Consider the following 19606-nt stretch of genomic DNA (forward strand, 5'->3'; position numbering starts at 1 on the left):
GAAATCTCCGTTAGTGGAAGCTCGGCGTCGTGTCCTCCGGCGCGCAAAGACAGCGCCGGTGCACTGTTCCCCTTGCTCCGCCAAAGTTAAGACGTATACTTCCCATTAAAGCGGGAATGTGCGGAGACACGCAATGGCAAAACCCGCGCCTCCAGAACAGCAACAGGGAACAGGCGAGATGACGTCCGGAATAGGCGCGCGAGTCCTGCGCAAGGAAGACGCCAGGCATCTGAACGGCAAAGCGCAATTTGTCGGGGACATTAAGATTGCGGGCTGCTGGGAGGCTGCCTTCGTGCGCAGCCCCCTTGCCCATGCCCGCATCCGCGGAGTCACCAAGCCCGCGGGATTCGAGGACCGGGTCTTCACCATGGAGGACATGCCGGACCTGCGGCCGATCCGCTGCGAGTCGACGCTGCCGAGCTACAAGGTCTCGGACTATCCGGCGCTGGCGACTGACAAGGTCCGCCATGTCGGCGAATGCATCGCAATCTGCATAGCGCCGACCCGCGCCGAGGCCGAGGACCTGGCCGAGGCGGTCACGGTCGATCTCGCCCCCCTTCCCGTCCTTGCCGATATCGACACGGCCCTGGCCCCCGGCGCCGCGCGGCTGCACGAAGACTGGGACGACAACCTGTTCCTGACCACCCGCCACGACGGCGACCTTTCCGGCGCGAAGGCCCGCGCCGCCGTGGTGGTCGAACGCAGCTTCGAGACTGCGCGCCAAGCGATGAATCCGATGGAAGGCAAGGGCGTGCTCGCCCGCTGGGACCACCGCGCCGACCAACTGGTGGTGCATACCTCGACCCAGGTGCCGCATCTGATCCGCACCGGCCTGTCCGACTGCCTCGGGCTCGACCAAGCGCAGGTCCGCGTCATCGCCCCCGATGTCGGCGGCGGATTCGGCTACAAATGCGTGCTCCAGCCTGAGGAGCTTTCCGTCTCCTGGGTGGCGCGGAAGACCGGCCGGGCGATCCGCTGGACCGAGGACCGGCGCGAGCATCTGACCGCAGGCGCCAATACCCGCCAGCACCGCTACAAGCTGACCGCCTATGCCGATGGCGAGGGACGCCTGCTGGGGATCGATGCGGATATCTGGGTCGATATCGGTGCCTATTCGGTGTGGCCCTTCACCGCCTGCCTCGAGGCCGCCCAGGCCGGCGGAAACCTGCCCGGCCCCTATGACCTCGGCGCCTATGCCTGCCGCACCTGGTCGGTGGCGACCAACAAGCCGGGCTTCACGCCCTATCGCGGCGTGGCGCGCCCCGGCGTCTGCTTCGCGATGGAGCTGACAATGGATGCAATCGCCCGAGCCGTCGGCAAGGACCCGCTGGAAGTTCGCTGCCTCAACCTCGTGCCCGGCGCAGCCATGCCCTATACAAATGTCACCGGAAAGTTCTACGACTCCGGCGACTATCCCGCCGCCGCCCGCGCTGCAGCCGACATGATCGGCGCAGGGAACTTCGCCGCGCGCAAGGCCGCCGCCGCCGCCGAGGGCCGCCTGATCGGTCTCGGCTATGCCTGCTTCACCGAGCAATCCGCCCATGGCACCAAGGTCTTCGCCGCCTGGGGCCTGCCCTTGGTGCCGGGCTACGAACAGGCGACAGTCAAGCTCGCGCCCTCCGGCGCGGTGGAGGTCCGCTCGGGCAACCATTCCTTCGGACAGGGGCTGGAGACCGCCATCGCGCAGGTCGCCTGCGACTGGCTGAAGCTCGACATCTCGCGGGTCAAGGTGACTATGGGCGATACCGCGCTGACTCCCTATTCCACCGGCGCCTATGCTTCACGCGGCATGGTGATGGCCGGGGGCGCGGTCTCGAAGGCCGCCGAAGAGCTGGCCCGCCGCCTCCGCATCCACGGCGCGCATCTGCTGCAATGCGCCCCCGAGGACACGGAGATCCGCGGCGGCGCGGTCTGGAACGGCCAGGCCTCTGCCAGCTTCGCCGAAATCGCCGCTGCCTGGTACCTGCATCCCGACCGGCTGCCCGACGATGTCGACACTGCCGGGCTGGAGGTCACCGAGGGCTACAAGCCCGCAATCGACACCGGGCTGTTCACCTATGCCACCCATGCCGCCATCGTCGAGGTCGATCCGGAAAGCGGCCGCACGGAGATACTCGACTACGTCATCTTCGAGGATTGCGGCCGCCGGGTGAACCCGATGATCCTCGAGGGCCAGTCCTATGGCGGCGCGGCTCAGGGCATCGGCTCTGCGCTGTTCGAGGAGACGCTCTATGACAGCGCCGCGCAGCCGTTGACCTCGACGCTCGCCGACTACATCCTGCCGGGCCCGGCAGAGCTGCCGCATTTCCGACTGGGCCACTCCGAGACGCCCTCGCCCTATTCGCGCCACGGCATCAAGGGGGTCGGCGAAGGCGCCGCCATCGCCCCCGCGGGCGCCATCGTCAACGCGATCAACGACGCGCTCGCGCCGCTCGGCGCCGAACTGACCCGCATCCCCGCCACGCCGCACCGGGTCCTCGGCGCGATCCTCGAAGCCGACGCCGCCAGGGAGGCCGCCGAATGAAACCCGCCGCTTTCGAGCATCTGCGTCCCGACACCGCCGAGGCCCTGGCAGGGCTGCTCTCGCCAGAAGCCAAGCTGATCGCCGGCGGCCAGTCGCTCGGTCCGATGCTGAACCTGCGCCTCGCCCGCCCCGCACGGCTGGTCGGGCTGTCCGCGATCCGGGCCCTGGGCGAGATCCGCGAACAGGACGGCATGATCGTGCTCGGTGCCGCCGTCACCCATGCCCGGATCGAAGATGGCGACAGCCCGGTTCCGCTGCCGCCGATGCTGCGCCATGTCGCCCGCGGCATCGCCTATCGCGCGGTCCGCAACCGCGGCACGATCGGCGGATCGCTGGCCCATGCCGATCCCGCCGCCGACTGGATCACCGCGCTGACGGCGCTCGGCGCGCGGGTCGTGCTGCGCTCCGCTGCGGGCACGGAACGCCGGGTTGCCATGCCGGGCTTCGTCCGGGGCGCCTACCGCACCGCACTGAGCCCGGACGAGATCATCGCCGCGGTCGAGATCCCGGCCGCGATGCGCGACGCGATCTGGGGTTATGATAAAATCTGCCGCAAGGTCGGCGAGTTTGCCGATGCTATCGGGGCCCTCGCGCTTCATCCCCCAACCGGCCATGTCCGGCTGGTCGCGGGTGCGACCGGTGCCGCACCGCTGGTGCTGGCCGAAGCCGGGGCGGAGCTTGCCCGCAGCGCCCGCCATCCCGCCATCCCAGCTCTACGGGATGCACTCGCTGCCGCCCTGCCCGGCACGGATCCGGTCAAGCTCCGCCTCCTCGCCACCTCGCTGTCGCGCGCCATCGCAAAGGTCCTTCCCGCATGAACGCCCTGAGCCCCGTCTCCGAGACCTCCACCGCCGCGGCGCCGCGCGCCATCCCGGTCCGCCTGACCGTCAACAGCGTCCCGGCCGAAGTGCTCGTGCCGCCGCGCACCCAGCTGGCCGAAATCCTGCGTGACCGGCTCGACCTGACCGCCACCCACCTGGCCTGCGAGCAGGGCGTCTGCGGCGCCTGCACGGTCATGGTCGACGGTCGGCCGGTCCGTTCCTGCCTGACCTTCGCCGCCGATTGCGAAGGCGCCGTGGTCGAGACGCTGGAGGGCTGGCAGGGTGACGCGCTGATGGAGAAGCTGCGCTCCGCCTTCTCGCGCAACCATGCGCTGCAATGCGGCTTCTGCACGCCGGGGATGCTGGCGACCGCGCGCGACCTAGTGGCCCGGCTCGACAGCGATGACGAGGCGCGGATCCGCAACGAACTCTCGGGAAATCTATGCCGCTGCACAGGCTATGTCGGCATCGTCGCGGCGATCCGCGAGGTGATCGCCGAGCGGGACGCCGCAGGGATCGCGCCCCTGGGCGCCTCCCTTCCCGACCGGAGCCCGGCGGCAGGTTTTGCACCATTCGAGCCCGCCGCGGCGGCGGCAGGGCCCGGAGCCGCAGGCCGCGGCCACGGCGACGCCCGGCAGCTGGAGGGTGGCGAGACAGGTGGCCGCGAGCGCCCCGGCCAGGCCGCCGATGCTGAACATCGCGTGAAAGCCGGACATCAGCGGGCGACGCTCAAGGACCTCGACCTGCGAGCCGCTGATATTCATCGCCACGTCGAGCGCTCCGAGCGCCGCGCCGAAAAGCATGAGGGAAAGTCCTAGCCACCAGCCATTGCCGGCCAGGGCAGCCACCGGAAGCGCGAGGGCCGCCAGGGTCCCGGCAACGGCGATCACCGGCCCGGTGCCGATGCGGGCGGCGATGCCGCCGGCGGCCAGCATGGACATCAGGGAGCCCGCCCCGAGACAGAGCAGGGCCAGCCCGAACTGCGCATCGTCCAGTCCGGTCGCAGCCTTGACTCCGGGAATGAGCGGCGCCCAGGAGCCGATCAGGAACCCGCCTGCAAGGAAGGCCAGCCTGGTTCCGCGCCGGGCCAAGGGAAGCCGTGTCATGGCCTGTGTCATCGGGTTTTACCTATGATCTCTTCCGCCGGCATGCCTTCTGCGGCGGCTGGCAATACGAGGGCCTCGCGGATGCCGTCCGCGGCCCGCAGCGCCAGTGCGCAGACCGTCAGGGCCGGGTTCACCGCGGCTGAAGTCGGCAGCACCGAGGCATCGGTGATCCAGAGATTGGCAATCTCGTGGCTGCGCAGCTGCGGCGTCACCACCGAAGTGCGGGGATCGGTCCCGAGCCGCGCCGTGCCGCATTGATGCGATGTGACCCGCATCCCGAAGGTCCGCACCAGCACCAGCGGAAAGCCTGCCTTGCGCATCAAGGCGCGGGTGCGGCGGATCAGGCTGCGATGTGCCTGCATGTTGCTGCGCTTCCAGTTTATGACGATGCGCCCCTTCTCCCAGGTCACCCGGCTTTCGGGATCGGGCAGGTCCTCGCTCTGGAGGAACCACCCGAAGGCATAGGCCGCCAGCAGGCGGGCCAGCGGCATCGGCAGCCAGGGCATGTTGGCCTTCAGCACCGGAGCGGTGATCCGTCCTAGTCCCTGCACATTGCCGAGCGGCTGCCGCCCTTTCGGATCGGCATCGTAGAAGTCGTTCAGGCCGAGGGTCTTCTGGTAGACCGACGTGTTCTTCATCCGCGGATCCAGCGTTAGCATTGCCGAACTGTTGTGGTTCATGAAATTGCGCCCGACCTGGCCAGAGCCGTTCGACAGGCCGGCCGGATGCGCGGCATCGGCAGATTTCAGCAGCAGCGCTGCCGACTGGATCGCCCCGGCAGCCAGCGCAAAGCCTCTGGCCGCCAGAGGCTTCTCCCGCCCGTCCATGCGGATGATCGCAGCCGAAATCCGCGTGCCGCCTGCCCCGGTCTCCAGCCGGACCACCTCGGCCCCGGCCAGCAGCGTCACGTTGGGACAGGCCAGGGCATCGGCCAGCGGACCGGTCTCGGCATCGATCTTGCCTCGGCCTGTGTTGGGGAAGGCATCCCAGCCTGTCTGCCCTCCTGCCAGCCAGGTGTCGATGTCGATGGCCAGCGGAAGCGACGCCGGATGTGCCCCGGCTGCAGACAGGCGGCGGCGGACCGTGGCAATCGCAGGCTCGTCTGGCACGGGCGGGAAAGGATAGGATCCACTGCGGGGCGGTTCTGTCGGATCCTCGCCTGCAGCACCGCGCACCCGGAAGAGCCGTTCCGCCCGGTCATACCAAGGCGCCAGGTCCGCATAGGCAAGCGGCCAGCCGGGGCTTGTGCCCCCGGGATGACGGCGCGGCGCGAAATCGGCCTCGCGGTAGCGGTACATGACGCCGCCGTAGAACTTCGAGTTGCCGCCGACGGCATAGTGGTTGCCCGCGACGAAGGGCGTGCCGTCCGACCCCATCCATAGCTCGGTTGGCGCGAAATACCGGCGCAGGAAGATGGCCTCGTCGTCGCGCGCCTCGGGACAGGGCAGCAGGTGCCTGCCCTTCTCCACGACGAGGATGCGCAGCCCGCTTGGGGCGAGGGCTGCCGCCAGGGACGCCCCGCCCACTCCCGAGCCGATGATGATCAGGTCGGCATCCATCCCGGCTCAGTCCAGCCGCGTCTCGGTCGCGGGATCGAAGAGGACGACCTTCTCGGCCTTGACCGAGAACCGCTCCTGTCGGCCCACCTGGGCGTCGAAGGGCTCGAGGCGGGCAACCACCTCCGTGCCCCCGGCAGCAAAGACGATCAGCGTGTCCGGCCCGGTCGGCTCCACGACGTCGACGCCGACCGGCACCGTGCCGGAGGGGTCGAGGCCGAAATGCTCGGGACGGATGCCCACCAGCACGTCCCGTCCCGCGAAACGGTGCGCCGTTTCGGCCGACAGCGGCACGCCGCGCACCACGGCCTCGCCCTGGGGCGTGTCGAAGGCCACCGTTGGCACCCCGTCCGACGCGAGCAGCCAGCCCGGGATGATGTTCATCGCCGGCGAGCCGACGAAGCGTGCCACATAGGTGTTGGCCGGCCGGTCATAGACCTCCTGCGGCGGACCGAAATGCTGCACCACCCCGCCTTTCATCACCGCAACCTTGGTCGCCAGCGTCATCGCCTCGATCTGGTCGTGCGTGACATAGACGATCGTGGTGCCAAGGCGCTGGTGCAGGCGCTTGATCTCCGTGCGCATGTCCACGCGCAGCTTGGCGTCGAGGTTCGACAGCGGCTCGTCGAAGAGGAACAGGTCGGGATGGCGCACGATGGCACGCCCCATGGCGACACGCTGGCGCTGGCCGCCGGAAAGCTGGCTGGGCTTGCGGTCGAGAAGGCCCGTCATCTGCAGCATCTCGGCGGCGGCATTGGTGGCTTTCGCCCGTTCCTCGGCCGGGATGCCGCGGATCTTCATGCCGAACTCGATGTTCTGGCGCACCGTCATTGTCGGGTAGAGCGCATAGCTCTGGAAGACCATGGCGATGTCGCGGTCCTTTGGCGGCAGGTCATTGACGACGCGGTTGCCGATCAGGACCTCGCCGCCGGTGATGTCCTCCAGCCCGGCGATGATGTTGAGCAGGGTGGACTTGCCGCAGCCCGACGGTCCCAGCAGCACCAGGAACTCGCCGTCGCCGACGGAGATGTTGACTTCCTTGAGCACTTCCAGGTTGCCGTAGGCCTTGCGGACGCGGTTGATGTCGAGAGTTGCCATGGGATTATCCTTTCACGGCGCCAGCTGTCAGGCCGCGGACGAAGTAGCGGCCGGCGACGACGTAGACGAGCAGCGTGGGAATGGCCGCGATCATGGCCGAGGCCATGTCAACGTTGTACTGCTTGCGGCCGGTGGTGACGTTGACGATGTTGTTCAGCGCCACGGTGATCGGGGTGTCGGAGCCGGATGTGAAGGAAACTCCGAAGAGGAAGTCGTTCCACACCTGGGTGAACTGCCAGATGCAGCTGACCACGATGATCGGCAGCGCCGCCGGAAGCATGATCGAGAGGAAGATGCGGAAGAATCCGGCACCATCGATCTGCGCGGCCTTCGTCAGCTCGTCCGGTATGGTGATGAAGTAGTTGCGGAAGAACAGGCTGGTGAAGCAGATGCCGTAGACAGTATGCACCAGGACCAGGCCAGGGATCGAGCCCGAAAGGCCCAGCCGGCCCAGCACCTGGGCCATCGGCAGGATGACGGCCTGGTAGGGCAGGAAGCAGCCGAACAGCATCATCCCAAAGACCAGGTTCGCCCCCTTGAAGCGCCATTTCGTTAGCACATAGCCGTTGAGCGCACCGAGACCGGTCGAGAGCAGCACCGCAGGCACGACCATCATGATCGAGTTGACGAAATAGGGTCGCAGCCCGGTGCATTCCGTGCCGATGCAGGCCCCCGACCAGGCCTTGGACCAGGCCTCGAAGGTGATTTCTTGCGGCAGGCCGATGAAGGATCCGGAGTAGATCTCGTCCAGCGGCTTCAGCGACGTGGTGACCATCACCCAGAGCGGCATCAGGTAGTAGAGAGCCAGCAGGATCAGCGCGCTGTAGATGAACAGGCGGCCCAGCATCTGCTGGCGGGCGAGCGACTTAGTGGCCATGGGTGTCCTCGCGCAGTTCGGAGTAGAGGTACGGGATGATGATCGCGGCGACCGTCATCAGCATCATGATCGCGCTGGCCGCGCCTACGCCCATCTGGTTGCGCTGGAAGGTGTAGGCGAACATGAAGGTCGAGGGCATCTCGGTCGAGCCGCCCGGACCGGCGTTGGTCAGTGCCAGCACTAGGTCGAAGCTCTTGATCGAGATGTAGGAGAGCAGCACGATGACGCTGAGGAAGGCGGGGCGCAGCAGCGGCACGATTATGCTGGCATAGATGCGCGGCAGCGAGGCTCCTTCGATCTGCGCCGCCTTGATGATGGAGCTGTCGATCCCGCGCAGCCCGGCAAGGAAGATCGCCATGGCAAATCCGGTCGACTGCCAGACCGCCGCGATGACGACGCAGTAGATGGCCGTCTCGGGCCGGGTGATCCAGTCGAAGGCGAAGGTGTCCCAGCCCCAGGACTGCACGACCTTCTCTACGCCGAGCTCCGGGTTGAGGACCCATTTCCACGCGGTGCCAGTGACGATGAAGGACAGCGCCATCGGATAGAGGTAGACGGTGCGCAGCACGCCCTCGGCCCGGATGTTCTGGTCGAGCAGGATCGCCATCAGCAATCCCAGCGCGATGGTGACGGCGAGGAAGAGGCCCGTGAAGAGGAACAGGTTGATCACTGCCGTGTGCCATCGCGGCGTGTTCCACAGCCGGACATACTGCTCGAGCCCGACGAAATCATAGCGCGGAAGCATCGCCGAGGAAGACAGCGAGATCCACAGCGTCCAGGCGATGAAGAGATAGACGCCGATCAGCACCACGAGAAAGCTCGGGGCCATCACGAGGCGCGGCAGCCATCGGGCGAGCCGGGCGGACAGGGTCGCGGCTGGGCGCTGCGGGGCGGTACCAGGAACCGCGGCGGATTGGGAAATGTCGGTCATGGTGTCTCCTTGCCGAGCGTGGAGCCGTGCCGGTGCGCGGGGGAGCGCCCCGCACCGGCAGGACTTCGTCACATCGCGTTGGCGATTCCGTTCACAAGCATGTCCACCGCCTGCTGCGATGTCATGTCGGTGACGAAGAACTGGCCCACGACGTCCGCGAAGACGGCGGCGAATTGCGGCTGGCTGGCAAATCCGTGGGTCAGCGCCCCCAGCATGGCGCCGTTTCCGATGGCGGCGGCGCGGTCCTCGAAGCTCTTGACGGCACAGCTGTCAAACCCGTCGACCGACACGTCGGACCGGGCCGGGATCGAGCCCTTGATCCTGTTGAAGGCGCGCTGGACTTCCGGATCCATGATGGTCTCGGCCAGGGCGGCCTGAGCCGCGGTTGTGGCGGCGTCACGGGTCGTGAAGGCACCGAAGCTGTCGATCAGGAACAGGTAGCTTGGCGTCTTCGACGGGGTGGCGAAGCAAAGGAAATCCTCGCCTTCCTTCAGTCCATGCGCGAGGAACTCGCCCTTGGCCCAGTCGCCATGCACCTGCATCGCCGCCTCGCCCGAGGCAACCATGCCGGTGGCCACGGCCCAGTCCCGCCCGACGAAACCGTCATCGACCAGTCCGCGCACCTCGCGCAAGGTGTCGAAGACGGCGATCATGCCGGGACTGGACAGAGCCTCGGTGTCAAGCTCCACCAAGGCCTTGCGGTAGAAATCCGGGCCGTTCAGGTCGGTTACCAGCGCATCGAAGATCAGCTGGATCTGCCAGGCCTCGTCGCCCGTCGCCAGCGGAACGACGCCAGCGGCCTTCAGCTTCGGCCCCATGGCGATCAGCTCGGCCCAGGTCTGCGGCACCGACAGGCCATTGGCGTCGAACACCTTCTTGTTGGCCCAGATCCAGTTCTGGCGATGCATGTTGATCGGCATGGCGAAGAACTTGCCGTCGGCCGTGACGAATTCCGCCACCTCCGGCTCGATGGCGTCGAACCAGCCCTTCTCGTTCGCAGGCTCCGAGAAGTCGCGGACCACGCCTTCGGCATTCCAGTTTAGGCCCTCGTAGCCGAGGAACTGCATCGCCCCCGGCGGGTTGCCGGACGCCAGCCTCGTGCGCAGCGCCTGCGTGGCATTGGCCCCGGACATGCCGCCCACAGCGCTGTCCTGCCAGCCGAAGCCCTGCTCGGCCATCCTCTCGCGCACCACGTTCAGAGCGGCGGATTCGCTTTCGGACACCCAGTGATGCAGCACCTCGATGGTGCCCTTTTCCTGCGCCAGGACCGGAAGCGGCAGGGCCAGCGCTGTGGCCAGCAGGAGGGTCTTGTATTTGGTCATGATTTCTTCCCTGTTGATTGGTTATGGATGGGCGTGGTCCCGGACGGGACCACGAGTCGCGAGGGGATCACTCCGCAGCTGCGGCGGCCCCGTACTCCAGATTGCGGCGGCCATGGCGGCGGACGCGGATGTTGGCCTGTTCGGCATGGCCAACGAACCCTTCGAGATGGCATAGCCGCGACCCGTAGGCACCGATCAGCGCGCTGGCCTCGTCGGTCGTTACCTTCTGGAAGGTGCAGGTCTTGAGGAACTTGCCGACCCAGAGACCGCCGGTGTAGCGCGCCGCGCGCATTGTCGGCAGCGTGTGGTTGGTGCCGATCACCTTGTCTCCGAAGGCGACATTGGTGCGCGGGCCCAGGAACAGGGCGCCATAATTGCGCATGTTCTCGAGAAACCAGTCGTCGCGGTCGGTCATCACCTGCACATGCTCCGAGGCGATCTCGTCGGCCTGCGCCAGCAGTTCGTCATAGGTGTCGCAGACGATTACCTCGCCATGGGTCTCCCAGCTGGCGCGGGCGGTCTCGGCCGTCGGCAGGATCTTCAACAGCCGCTCGATCTCGGCCAGTGTGGCCAGGGCCAGGGCCGACGAATTGGTGAGCAGCACGCAGGGGCTGTTGTACCCGTGCTCCGCCTGCCCGAGCAGGTCTGTCGCGCAAAGCTCGGCATCGGCAGCCGTCTCGTCGGCGATCACGAGGGTCTCGGTCGGGCCGGCAAAGAGGTCGATGCCGACGCGGCCGTAGAGCTGCCGCTTGGCCTCGGCGACGAAGGCGTTGCCAGGCCCGACGATCATGTCGACGGGGGCGATGCTCTCGGTCCCCAGCGCCATGGCGCCGATCGCCTGGATGCCGCCGAGCACGTGGATCTCGTGCGCGCCGCCGAGCTTCATCGCAGCGATCACCGCGGGGTTCGGCTCGCCCCGGAACGGGGGAGTGCAGGCGACAATGCGCGGCACTCCGGCAACCTTAGCCGTCGCGACGGACATGTGGGCCGAGGCGACCATGGGAAACTTGCCGCCGGGCACATAGCAGCCGACGGACTGCACCGGGATGTTGCGATGGCCGAGGATGACGCCCGGCAGGGTCTCGATCTCCAGATCGCCCATCGTTGCCCGCTGCGCCCGGGCAAAGCCGGTCACCTGGTCATGGGCGAAGCGGATGTCGGCCATGTCCCGGTCCGGCACCCGCGCGATGATGGCCGCGATCTCGCTGTCGCTTAACTGGAAGGACGTCGGCGTGTAGTTGTCGAACCGGGCCGACAGCTCGCGCACGGCGCTGTCGCCCCGGGCCTCGATGTCCTTCAGCGTCGTTTCGACGACAGCACGGGTCTTCTGGTCCGCATCGGCGCGGGCATCGGCGGCCTGGCCGCGCTTGAGGTACTGGATCGCCATGTCATCGGTCTCCTGTGACGGCGGTCGCTCTGGCCCGCGGGACGACGGGAGACGGCGACGATGAGGGGATGGAGGCCCCGGATCCCCCAGGGAAGAGGAGGAGGGACCGGGGCCGGGACGGCGGAGGCGTGGCACGCTCCCGCCCTGCGGCCCGGTGGAGGGCACCGGGCCGGAGTCCTGTCAGGACCGGGATCTTGCGACCCCTCGGGAGATGTCAGAGATGCTGTTCCTTTGCCCGCATCGCGGCGTAATCCGCCTGTTCCTTCTCGTAGTAGGCGGGCGACGGGAAGTCCCACCAGCCGGTGGCGAAGGGGCCTGCGGCATCGCGCGAGACGATGACCTCGACCAGGGCAGGGCCGCCGCAGGCCAGCGCCGCCTCGAGGCTGCTTTCCAGTTCCTCGTCCTTCTCGACCTTCCAGGCCTGGAGCCCGAAGGCCCGCGCACTGGCCGCGATATCGGCCGAGTAGGGCTCGCCGTTGCCTGCGTGGTGGTTGAACTCGGATGCGACGTGCCTGCCCATGAACTTGCGCTGGCCGCCGCGGATCGACATGTAGCCTTGGTTGTTGAGCACCAGGAACACCACGTTGATGCCGTTCATCACGGCGGTTCCCATCTCGGGCAGCGACATCATGAAGTCGCCGTCGCCGACGATGGCCACGACCGGAGTATCGGGCTTGGCCAGCTTGGCGCCCATGGCCGCCGGAACGGCCCAGCCCATCGGCGAATACGACCCGGAGGTCAGGTGCGTGCGCGGCTCGTAGACCGGGAAGCTCTGCTTCACCGAGCCCTGCGTGTTGCCCGATCCGACCACCACGATGCCGTCGCGCGGCAGAACCTTGCGGAGCGCCATCAGCGGGCGCTGCGAAGTGAAGGGCGTCTCGCGGCTCTGCTCGCGCGGTTCCACCTGGGCGCGCCATTTCGCCTTGGCCTCGGCCACGTCGGCGCGGAAGCTGTCGCGCTTCGCCTGCATCGCGGCGCTGTCGGACTCGGAGATCGCATCCAGGATGCCCTGGAGCGCGATTTTCGCGTCAGAGACAATGCCTACCTCGGTCGGATAGGTCTTGCCGATCTCGCGCGGGTCGAGGTCGATATGGATCAGCTTGCCCGGCGGGAAGGAGAAGGACACGCCCTTCGCGTAGGACGACGCCGACCAGTCGGTGAAGCGGCAGCCCACGGAAATCACGACGTCGGCCGAGGCGGTGATGGCGTTGCCGCAGGTGGTGCCGGTCTGGCCCACCGCGCCGATGAAGGCCTCGTGATCCTCCGGGATCGCGCCCTTGCCGTTCCAGGTGATCGAGACGGCCGCGCCAAGCCGTTCCGCCAGCCGCGTCAGCTCCTTCGACGCGTTCGCCGTGATCGCGCCGCCACCGGCCACGATCACCGGGCGCGCGGCGGTCTTCAGGAGCGCGACCGCGGCTTCGATCGCCTTCGGATCGGGGTGCGCGACGCCAATCGGCAGCCGCTGGGACAGCGGATGGATGGTGACGTCATCCGCCTCGACCTGCACGTCCATCGGCACCTCGACATGCACCGGGCCGGGCCGGCCGGTCATCATCTCGTTGAAGGCCCTGTGCATGATCGACGGCAGAACCTTGACCGAATTCGCCTGCCAGGCCCGCTTTGTCACCTGCTCCGTGATGCGGCCGAAGGCGTTGTCCTGCCGGCGCTCCAGCTCCTGCATGGTGCCGTGCCCGTGCATGTAGGTCTGCGGCGAACCCGAGACGTAGAAGACAGAGGTCGAATCGACATAGGCCGTGGCGAGGCCGATGACCGTATTTGCCGCGCCGGGGCCGACTGAGGTCGAGCAGGCCATCGGCTTTCCACTAGCACGGAAGTAGCCATCCGCCATATGCACGGCGCTCTGCTCGTGCATAACTTGGATGAAGGGAATGTGGCTCTCCTCCTGGAGGAAGGCGTCGAACAGCGCCCAGATCCCGTGCCCCGGCACGCCTGCCACGTACTCGACGCCATAGTCCTTCAGCGCCCGTGCGACGACTTCTCCGCCTGTCAGCTTCATCCTGGTCTCCCCGTTCCAATTTGGGTTCTGCCGGAGGCGACATCGTTCACGGCGCCGTCCGAATTGGAGCAAAACTCGATATTTCGGGGTTGAAAAACAATTTCGCATGACCCAGAAACCTGACGCAACCTGACGCACCCACATGCGACACCCTGGAGGACACCTTGACCGAAGCGCCGCTCCCGGACCCGAGACTGCTGGCATTTTCGGCGAACCTGCGCCGCCTGTGCGAGCAGCAGGGCTCGATTTCCCGGATCTGCCGCAAGATCGGAATCAATCGCCAGCAGTTCAACAAGTACCTGGCCGGGCGTCACACGCCCTCGACGGCTAACATCCGCGCCATCGCCAACCATTTCGGTCTGGATCCCGAGGTGATGTTCTCGCCCGAAGAGGAATTCCGCGCCCTGATCGACGGCGATTTCTTCGACACCTTCAACCGGATGCGCCGGATGCCTCAGGTGGCGGCCTTCCTGTCGACGGCCATGGCAGTGCCGGACTCGGTACGCCAGTCGCTTGTCGGCGTCTACGACCGCTACCACTACTCGTCGATCTACCCGCGGCGCATCCTGCGCGCGAGCATGTGCATTTATGCCGGGGCCGACCTGCTGCAGCATGTCTATGTCGAACGCTTTCCCCACCAGGACGACCGTAGCAGGACGGCCTACCGCTTCCGCTACCATGGCTTCGTCCTGCCGATCGAAGGACGCATCTTCACGCTCGACTTCGAGACGGAGCAGCGCAACGAGATGACTTTCGGCATCTATTCCCAGATCCAGCGCAACACCAAGTCAGTGCTGCTCGGCATCACCTCGGGGATCGCCGCCAACATGTACCGGCAGCCATTTTCCACCCGGCAGGCGCTGCACTACAGGCGCCCGGGCCTACTGTCGCGGCAGGATCTCGCGCGGACCTCGGCGCTCGATTTCACCGATCCCTCGATTCCCGCCGAGGTCCGCGACTATCTCGGCACCGAACCGGAGATGATCAAGCCCGGCTGACTTGCGTCAGTCTGCGTCAGAATTTGCATCGCCGCGAAATGGCGCGGCCGCAGTGCCGGTGCTGATATGCCCTCGTCACAGGAGGGCAACCATGCCGAACACAAAGCGAAATCTGGCCTTTGCCGACGATTTCATTCACGCCGAACTGGTCGAGGATGTCCGCGGCTACAAGGTCGAAGACGCCATAGCGATCAACCTCTCGCCGCGCCGGATGATCACCGGCAGCGATCATCCGGCAATCGTGCCGGCGTGGAAATCGACGTGGCTCAAGGGCGGCACGATCGCCGAGGCCGAGCGCGTCGCACTGATCAAGGTGCGTCGGCGCACCAATCTCGGCGGCGCCGGCCTGCGCGGCTGGGACTGGCTGGGCGACCGCATCCGCAGCTTCCCGCGGGACACACCGCTCTACATCTCGCCGTTCGACCATTGCGGCGAGGTCGTCACCGATCCCCTCGTCTTCACCAACGAGCGCAGCACGGCGCAGGCGGAACAGACCTTCGACCTGAGGCTCAACCTCTGGTGGTCGCCCGGAGACACCGACTGCTTCATTCACAACGAGCACCCCTTCCTCGAGGTGCACACCCAGATCCATGGCACCGGACGGATGCAGAAATTCCACGGCTGCAATGAGGCCTCGATCTACGAGGACATCCCGATGAGCCCGGGCGCCACGCATGACCCCTTCTGCCGGGTCACCGGACACAACCAGTGGACGTATCCATGGCATCGGTACTACGCCGATACCGACTGCGTCTGGCTGGCCATCGAACTGCATCCGAAGGGCTGATCATGGGCGATACCGTCAAATGCTCGGACCTCCGCCGCGAGTGCGACGCGCTTGGGCCCCTGGATGTGCCGGCGTCTGCGCTCTACGGGGCCCAGACTGCGCGGGCAATCCGGAACTTCCCGATCTCGGGAATTCCCATCGGGCAGTTTCCGCACCTGATCCGCGCCTTCGCCCAGGTCAAGCAGGCGGCGGCCCTTGCCAACGCAGAGCTCGGGCAGATGCGTCCCGAGAAGGCAGGGATCATCGCGCGGGTCTGCGATGAGCTGATCGCCGGGCACCACCTGCACCATTTCCCGATCGACGTGCTGCAGGGCGGCGCAGGGACCTCGACAAACATGAACGTCAACGAGGTCATCGCCAATCGCGGGCTGGAGCTGATGGGCCTGCCGCCCGCCGCCTACCAGCATCTCCATCCCAATGACGACGTGAACCGGGCGCAATCCACCAATGATGTCTACCCCACGGCCCTGAGGGTGGCACTGATGTCCGCAGTGCCGGAACTGGTTGCGGCACTGGACCGGCTGGCGCAGGCCTTCGAGGAGCGCGGCGCGGCCTTCGCCGATGTCATGAAGCTGGGACGGACCGAGCTGCAGGATGCGGTGCCTCTGTCTCTGGGCGACGAGATGCGCGCTTATGGCGTCACCCTGCGCGAGGACATGGCGCGGCTGGAAGCGGCGATCAGCCTGCTGGCCGAGGTCAATCTCGGCGGCACGGCCATCGGCACGCGCGTCACCGCCACCCCGGAATTCCAGGCCCGCGCCGTGGCAGAGCTGGCCCGGATCACCGGGCTGCCGCTGCGCCCCTCGGGCGACCTGATCGAGGCCAGCTGGGATGTCGGCGTCTTCGTCCACCTCTCCGGCAACCTCAAGCGGCTGGCGACCAAGCTGTCGAAGATCGCCAACGACCTGCGCCTGCTGTCTTCCGGTCCTCGCGGCGGCCTGGGCGAGATCGGCCTGCCGCCAATGCAGCCGGGCTCGTCGATCATGCCGGGCAAGGTGAACCCGGTGATCCCCGAGATGGTGAACCAGGTTGCGTACCAGGTCATCGGGATCGACGTTAGCATCACCTTCGCCGCCGAGGGCGGACAGCTGCAGCTCAATGCCTTCGAGCCGCTGATCGCCTACGGGCTCCTGCATGCGATCACCCTGCTGCGCAACGCTTCCGACGCCTTCCGGGACCGTTGCATCACCGGCATCGCCGCCCGGCCGGAGCGCTGCGCGCAGAACCTGTCGGCCAGCACGGCGAACTTCGCGGCACTGGTTCCGGCCATCGGCTACGACCGCGCCTCCGCACTGGCGAAGCAGATGGTGGAGAGCGGCGAAAGCTGGGACACCTTCGCCGCCTGTCACGGACTGCCTGCAGTGCCATGACCAAGGGATGCGCCGGTCAGAGGATCGTCCGGCGCATCAGGTCATGCAGCTCGCGCGCAATGGCGAAGCTGTTCTCCTGCTGCTGACGGCGGCAGAACAGTTCGCAGCTCCACCATCCCTTGTAGCCGGTCGATTTCACCGCGTCCGACCATTCGCGCAGGTTCAGCACCCCCTGCCCCGTCGCCACGTCCCGCAGCACGGACTCGTCCGGCACCCCTCCGCCATGGAAGCGCGAGTCGCAGAAATGCACCCCGTGGATCAGGCGCGGGTCCAGCCGGGCCACATCCTCCGGCGTGTCGCCGGAGGCATGGCAATGCCAGAAGTCCACCACCACTCGGAGATTGCCCCGGTCCGCGCGGGCTATCGCCTCGACCTGGTCGGCCAGCCGGTTCAGCGGCAGCCAGGCCAGGGCCTCGAGGTAGATCAGCAGGCCATGCGCCGCGGCGGCATCAGCCAGCCGCGCCAGGCTCGCCGACAGGATACGCATCTGCTCGTCCCGCGGCAGGCCCAGCACCCCGGCATAGCCCGGCCAGGCGCGTCCCTCGCCGAGGGACTTCACGGCCTCCAGCTCTACCGGACCGGTGATGACCTGCACGCCCTCCGCCCCGGCGATGCTGGCGAGACGGAACATCTCCTCGGCGTCGGACATAAGCGCGTCCGCGTCCGTCCCATGCCGCTCGACATCGAGGAGGAAACCGATGCCGGGCACCCGCACGTCGCGAAACCAGCTCCGCAGCTCCTCCCCGGAGATGCCGGCATCGAGCGCCGCCTTCATCTTGGCGGCCGAGACCTCGAGTCCCTCGAAGCCGGTCTGGCGCATGATCTCGAGGTCAGTGGACAGGGTCGAATGCCGCGACACGAGGCCGTGGTAGATCAGCTGCTGGTCAGCCATGGGAGTCTCCTGTGATGACAATTGCCGGGAATCTGGCAGCGTGTTATCCGGACCGGGACTTTCCAGGCAAGTGGAATATAAAAAATTATCGATTTTTATCATATACTTGACGCAATCCGGCTCACTCATTGCGTCACATTGCGAAGACAACCGTTTCGATGCGAAATTGAAGGGAGCCCCGCGCCACGGATAAAACCCGCTCCATCGCGACAGCGCCGATGACCGGCAGCGGCGGGCCATCAGGAAGGGGGCGTCATGGAGAGCGTCGACTATATCGTCGTGGGGGGAGGATCGACCGGCTGCGTCCTGGCGTCGCGCCTGAGCGAAGACGCCTCCTGCCAGGTGGCGCTGCTCGAGGAAGGCCCGCGCGACCGCAATCCCTACATCCACATTCCGGGCGCCTACTACAAGACAGCCCAGGGGCCGCTGCTGAAACGCTACGCCTGGGAGCCGCGTCCGGAACAGCAGCGCCCGGAGGGCGAGACCATGGTGCAGGCCCGCGTGCTGGGCGGCGGCAGCTCGGTCAACGCGATGATCTACATCCGGGGAAACCCGGCAGACTACGACGGCTGGGCCGCGGCAGGGGCAACCGGCTGGAGCTATGATGACGTGCTGCCCTATTTCCGCCGCTCCGAGAGCAACAACCGCTTTGCCGGCGAGGCGCACGGCACCGACGGGCCGCTGAAGGTCTCGGACATTGACGGCATCCATCCCCTGACCCGTGCCTGGCTCCAGGCCTGCCAGCAGCAGGGCCTGCCGGTGAATGCCGACTTCAACAGCGGCGACCAGGCGGGGGCCGGGCTCTACCAGATCACCGCACGGGGACGGCGGCGGTCCTCGGCGGCGGTGGCCTATATCCACCCGGCACTGGAACGGCCGAACCTGGCCCTGGCCACCGGCGCGCAGGTGACGCGCATCGTGATCGCAAACGGCCGAGCCACCGGAGTCGAGTATGTCCGGAACGGCAAGATAGAGACGCTGACCGCGCGCCGGGAGGTCATCCTCAGCGCCGGCGCCATCGCCACGCCGCACCTGATGATGCATTCGGGGCTCGGGCCTGCTGCAGCGCTGGAACGCCACGGAATCGCCGTTGTGCAGGACCTGCCCGGCGTCGGCCAGAATCTCCAGGACCACATCGAGATCTCGCTGGTCTACCAGCTCAACGGGCCACACAGTTACGACCGCTACAAGAAGCCGTTCTGGAAGGCGATGGCCGGGCTGGAATACCTGGCCTTCGGCAAGGGTCCGGCGACATCGAACCTCATCGAGGGCGGGGCGTTCTGGTGGGGCGACCGGACCGAGGCGCTGCCCGACTGCCAGTTCTTCCTGGTCTGCGGCGCGGGCATCGAGGAAGGCGTCGACGGCGTGCCCGGCGGCAACGGCTGCACGGTGAATCTGGGCCAGATCCGCCCGCATTCGCGCGGCGACGTCACTCTCCGCAGCGGCAACCGTCAGGATGCCCCGGTGATCCGCCCGAACTATTTCGGCGATCCGCGCGACTTGGAGGCCGTCACAGACGCGACCCTGCTGGCAATGGAGATCATGGCCCAGCCGGCAATTGCCCAGTACATTGCGTGCCGCATCGTGCCTGAAGGCCCGGCCCCGACCCGTGACAGCGTCCGCCAGTTCTGCCAGCGGGAGGCCCATGCCGCGCTGCACCCATGCGGCACGGCACGGATGGGAACTGACGGGGGCTCGGTCGTCGATCCGGAGCTGCGGGTGCATGGGATAGAGGGCCTTCGGGTGGCGGATGCCTCTGTCATGCCCAACATCACTTCGGGCAACCTGAATGCCGTCTGCATCATGATCGGCGAGAAGGCGTCCGACTTGATCCGGGCATAGGGCAACCGCGGGCGAGAAAGCTGCAGAAGCGATCCTGGGAAATGGCGCTCCCTGCACGGGAGTGGAAAGAAAGCAAGG

At 66.9% G+C, this 19606-nt stretch carries 15 protein-coding genes; 7 read left to right on the forward strand and 8 right to left on the reverse strand.

Going from position 1 to position 19606, the window contains the following annotated elements; genetic code table 11:
- Positions 1-178: 178 nt before the first annotated feature.
- The 3 genes from C7T91_RS23910 to C7T91_RS23920 are packed head-to-tail and all read left to right on the forward strand — an operon-like array spanning position 179 to position 4163.
- The gene (locus C7T91_RS23910) at positions 179-2524 is read left to right on the forward strand and encodes a xanthine dehydrogenase family protein molybdopterin-binding subunit (RefSeq protein WP_108261854.1); all 2346 of its coding nucleotides are present in this window, start codon (positions 179-181) and stop codon (positions 2522-2524) included.
- Positions 2521-3342: an FAD binding domain-containing protein gene (locus tag C7T91_RS23915; protein WP_108261856.1), complete on the forward strand. Its 822-nt coding sequence runs from the start codon at positions 2521-2523 to the stop codon at positions 3340-3342. The genes C7T91_RS23910 and C7T91_RS23915 overlap by 4 nt, the downstream gene beginning before the upstream one ends.
- The gene (locus C7T91_RS23920; protein WP_108261858.1) at positions 3339-4163 is read left to right on the forward strand and encodes a (2Fe-2S)-binding protein; all 825 of its coding nucleotides are present in this window, start codon (positions 3339-3341) and stop codon (positions 4161-4163) included. The genes C7T91_RS23915 and C7T91_RS23920 overlap by 4 nt, the downstream gene beginning before the upstream one ends.
- A gap of 296 nt (positions 4164-4459) precedes the next feature.
- Here C7T91_RS23920 and C7T91_RS23925 read toward each other — a convergent pair whose 3' ends face one another.
- From C7T91_RS23925 to C7T91_RS23955, 7 genes are all read right to left on the reverse strand, one after another.
- On the reverse strand, positions 4460-6010 hold the full coding sequence (locus C7T91_RS23925) for a GMC oxidoreductase (protein WP_108261860.1): 1551 nt from the start codon (positions 6008-6010) through the stop codon (positions 4460-4462).
- Between the two features lie 6 nt (positions 6011-6016).
- Positions 6017-7105 carry an ABC transporter ATP-binding protein gene (locus C7T91_RS23930; RefSeq protein WP_108261862.1) on the reverse strand — a complete coding sequence of 363 codons (1089 nt, stop codon included), beginning with the start codon at positions 7103-7105 and terminating at the stop codon, positions 6017-6019.
- Between the two features lie 4 nt (positions 7106-7109).
- Complete coding sequence (locus C7T91_RS23935) at positions 7110-7982, reverse strand: carbohydrate ABC transporter permease (RefSeq protein WP_108261864.1); 873 nt, start codon at positions 7980-7982, stop codon at positions 7110-7112.
- Entirely contained in the window at positions 7972-8811 is an 840-nt protein-coding gene (locus tag C7T91_RS23940) for a carbohydrate ABC transporter permease (protein ID WP_236638495.1), read from the reverse strand. The genes C7T91_RS23935 and C7T91_RS23940 overlap by 11 nt, the downstream gene beginning before the upstream one ends.
- A gap of 170 nt (positions 8812-8981) precedes the next feature.
- Entirely contained in the window at positions 8982-10235 is a 1254-nt protein-coding gene (locus C7T91_RS23945) for an ABC transporter substrate-binding protein (RefSeq protein WP_108261868.1), read from the reverse strand.
- A 67-nt stretch (positions 10236-10302) separates the two neighbouring features.
- Positions 10303-11622, reverse strand: a complete 1320-nt coding sequence (gene hisD / locus C7T91_RS23950) for a histidinol dehydrogenase (protein WP_108261870.1) — start codon at positions 11620-11622, stop codon at positions 10303-10305.
- A gap of 214 nt (positions 11623-11836) precedes the next feature.
- Complete coding sequence (locus tag C7T91_RS23955) at positions 11837-13639, reverse strand: thiamine pyrophosphate-binding protein (protein ID WP_108261872.1); 1803 nt, start codon at positions 13637-13639, stop codon at positions 11837-11839.
- Between the two features lie 164 nt (positions 13640-13803).
- Between C7T91_RS23955 and C7T91_RS23960 the strand changes: the two genes are divergently transcribed.
- The 3 genes from C7T91_RS23960 to C7T91_RS23970 all read left to right on the forward strand — a co-directional run bounded on the left by C7T91_RS23960 (position 13804) and on the right by C7T91_RS23970 (position 16794).
- Entirely contained in the window at positions 13804-14637 is an 834-nt protein-coding gene (locus tag C7T91_RS23960; protein WP_108261874.1) for a helix-turn-helix transcriptional regulator, read from the forward strand.
- 91 nt (positions 14638-14728) lie between these two features.
- Positions 14729-15424 (forward strand): hypothetical protein, encoded by a 696-nt coding sequence (locus tag C7T91_RS23965; protein WP_108261876.1) that lies wholly within the window; start codon positions 14729-14731, stop codon positions 15422-15424.
- 2 nt (positions 15425-15426) lie between these two features.
- A complete protein-coding gene (locus C7T91_RS23970) occupies positions 15427-16794 on the forward strand; it encodes an aspartate ammonia-lyase (RefSeq protein WP_108261878.1) in 1368 nt (455 codons plus the stop codon).
- Between the two features lie 16 nt (positions 16795-16810).
- Here C7T91_RS23970 and C7T91_RS23975 read toward each other — a convergent pair whose 3' ends face one another.
- Positions 16811-17686, reverse strand: a complete 876-nt coding sequence (locus C7T91_RS23975; protein ID WP_108261880.1) for a sugar phosphate isomerase/epimerase family protein — start codon at positions 17684-17686, stop codon at positions 16811-16813.
- A gap of 255 nt (positions 17687-17941) precedes the next feature.
- On the opposite strand from C7T91_RS23975, the gene C7T91_RS23980 reads away from it, so the two are divergent.
- A complete protein-coding gene (locus C7T91_RS23980; RefSeq protein ID WP_108261882.1) occupies positions 17942-19528 on the forward strand; it encodes a GMC family oxidoreductase in 1587 nt (528 codons plus the stop codon).
- Positions 19529-19606 lie beyond the last annotated feature (78 nt).

Source organism: Mangrovicoccus ximenensis, from assembly GCF_003056725.1.
In the GTDB taxonomy this organism is placed as follows: Bacteria; Pseudomonadota; Alphaproteobacteria; order Rhodobacterales; family Rhodobacteraceae; genus Mangrovicoccus; species Mangrovicoccus ximenensis.

Coding starts and splice junctions, on each gene's coding strand:
- C7T91_RS23910 (WP_108261854.1), top strand. CDS start 179: ATGACGTCCGGAATAGGCGCGCGAGTCCTGCGCAAGGAAGACGCCAGG.
- C7T91_RS23915 (WP_108261856.1), top strand. CDS start 2,521: ATGAAACCCGCCGCTTTCGAGCATCTGCGTCCCGACACCGCCGAGGCC.
- C7T91_RS23920 (WP_108261858.1), top strand. CDS start 3,339: ATGAACGCCCTGAGCCCCGTCTCCGAGACCTCCACCGCCGCGGCGCCG.
- C7T91_RS23925 (WP_108261860.1), bottom strand. CDS start 6,010: ATGGATGCCGACCTGATCATCATCGGCTCGGGAGTGGGCGGGGCGTCC.
- C7T91_RS23930 (WP_108261862.1), bottom strand. CDS start 7,105: ATGGCAACTCTCGACATCAACCGCGTCCGCAAGGCCTACGGCAACCTG.
- C7T91_RS23935 (WP_108261864.1), bottom strand. CDS start 7,982: ATGGCCACTAAGTCGCTCGCCCGCCAGCAGATGCTGGGCCGCCTGTTC.
- C7T91_RS23940 (WP_236638495.1), bottom strand. CDS start 8,811: ATGGCCCCGAGCTTTCTCGTGGTGCTGATCGGCGTCTATCTCTTCATC.
- C7T91_RS23945 (WP_108261868.1), bottom strand. CDS start 10,235: ATGACCAAATACAAGACCCTCCTGCTGGCCACAGCGCTGGCCCTGCCG.
- hisD (WP_108261870.1), bottom strand. CDS start 11,622: ATGGCGATCCAGTACCTCAAGCGCGGCCAGGCCGCCGATGCCCGCGCC.
- C7T91_RS23955 (WP_108261872.1), bottom strand. CDS start 13,639: ATGAAGCTGACAGGCGGAGAAGTCGTCGCACGGGCGCTGAAGGACTAT.
- C7T91_RS23965 (WP_108261876.1), top strand. CDS start 14,729: ATGCCGAACACAAAGCGAAATCTGGCCTTTGCCGACGATTTCATTCAC.
- C7T91_RS23970 (WP_108261878.1), top strand. CDS start 15,427: ATGGGCGATACCGTCAAATGCTCGGACCTCCGCCGCGAGTGCGACGCG.
- C7T91_RS23975 (WP_108261880.1), bottom strand. CDS start 17,686: ATGGCTGACCAGCAGCTGATCTACCACGGCCTCGTGTCGCGGCATTCG.
- C7T91_RS23980 (WP_108261882.1), top strand. CDS start 17,942: ATGGAGAGCGTCGACTATATCGTCGTGGGGGGAGGATCGACCGGCTGC.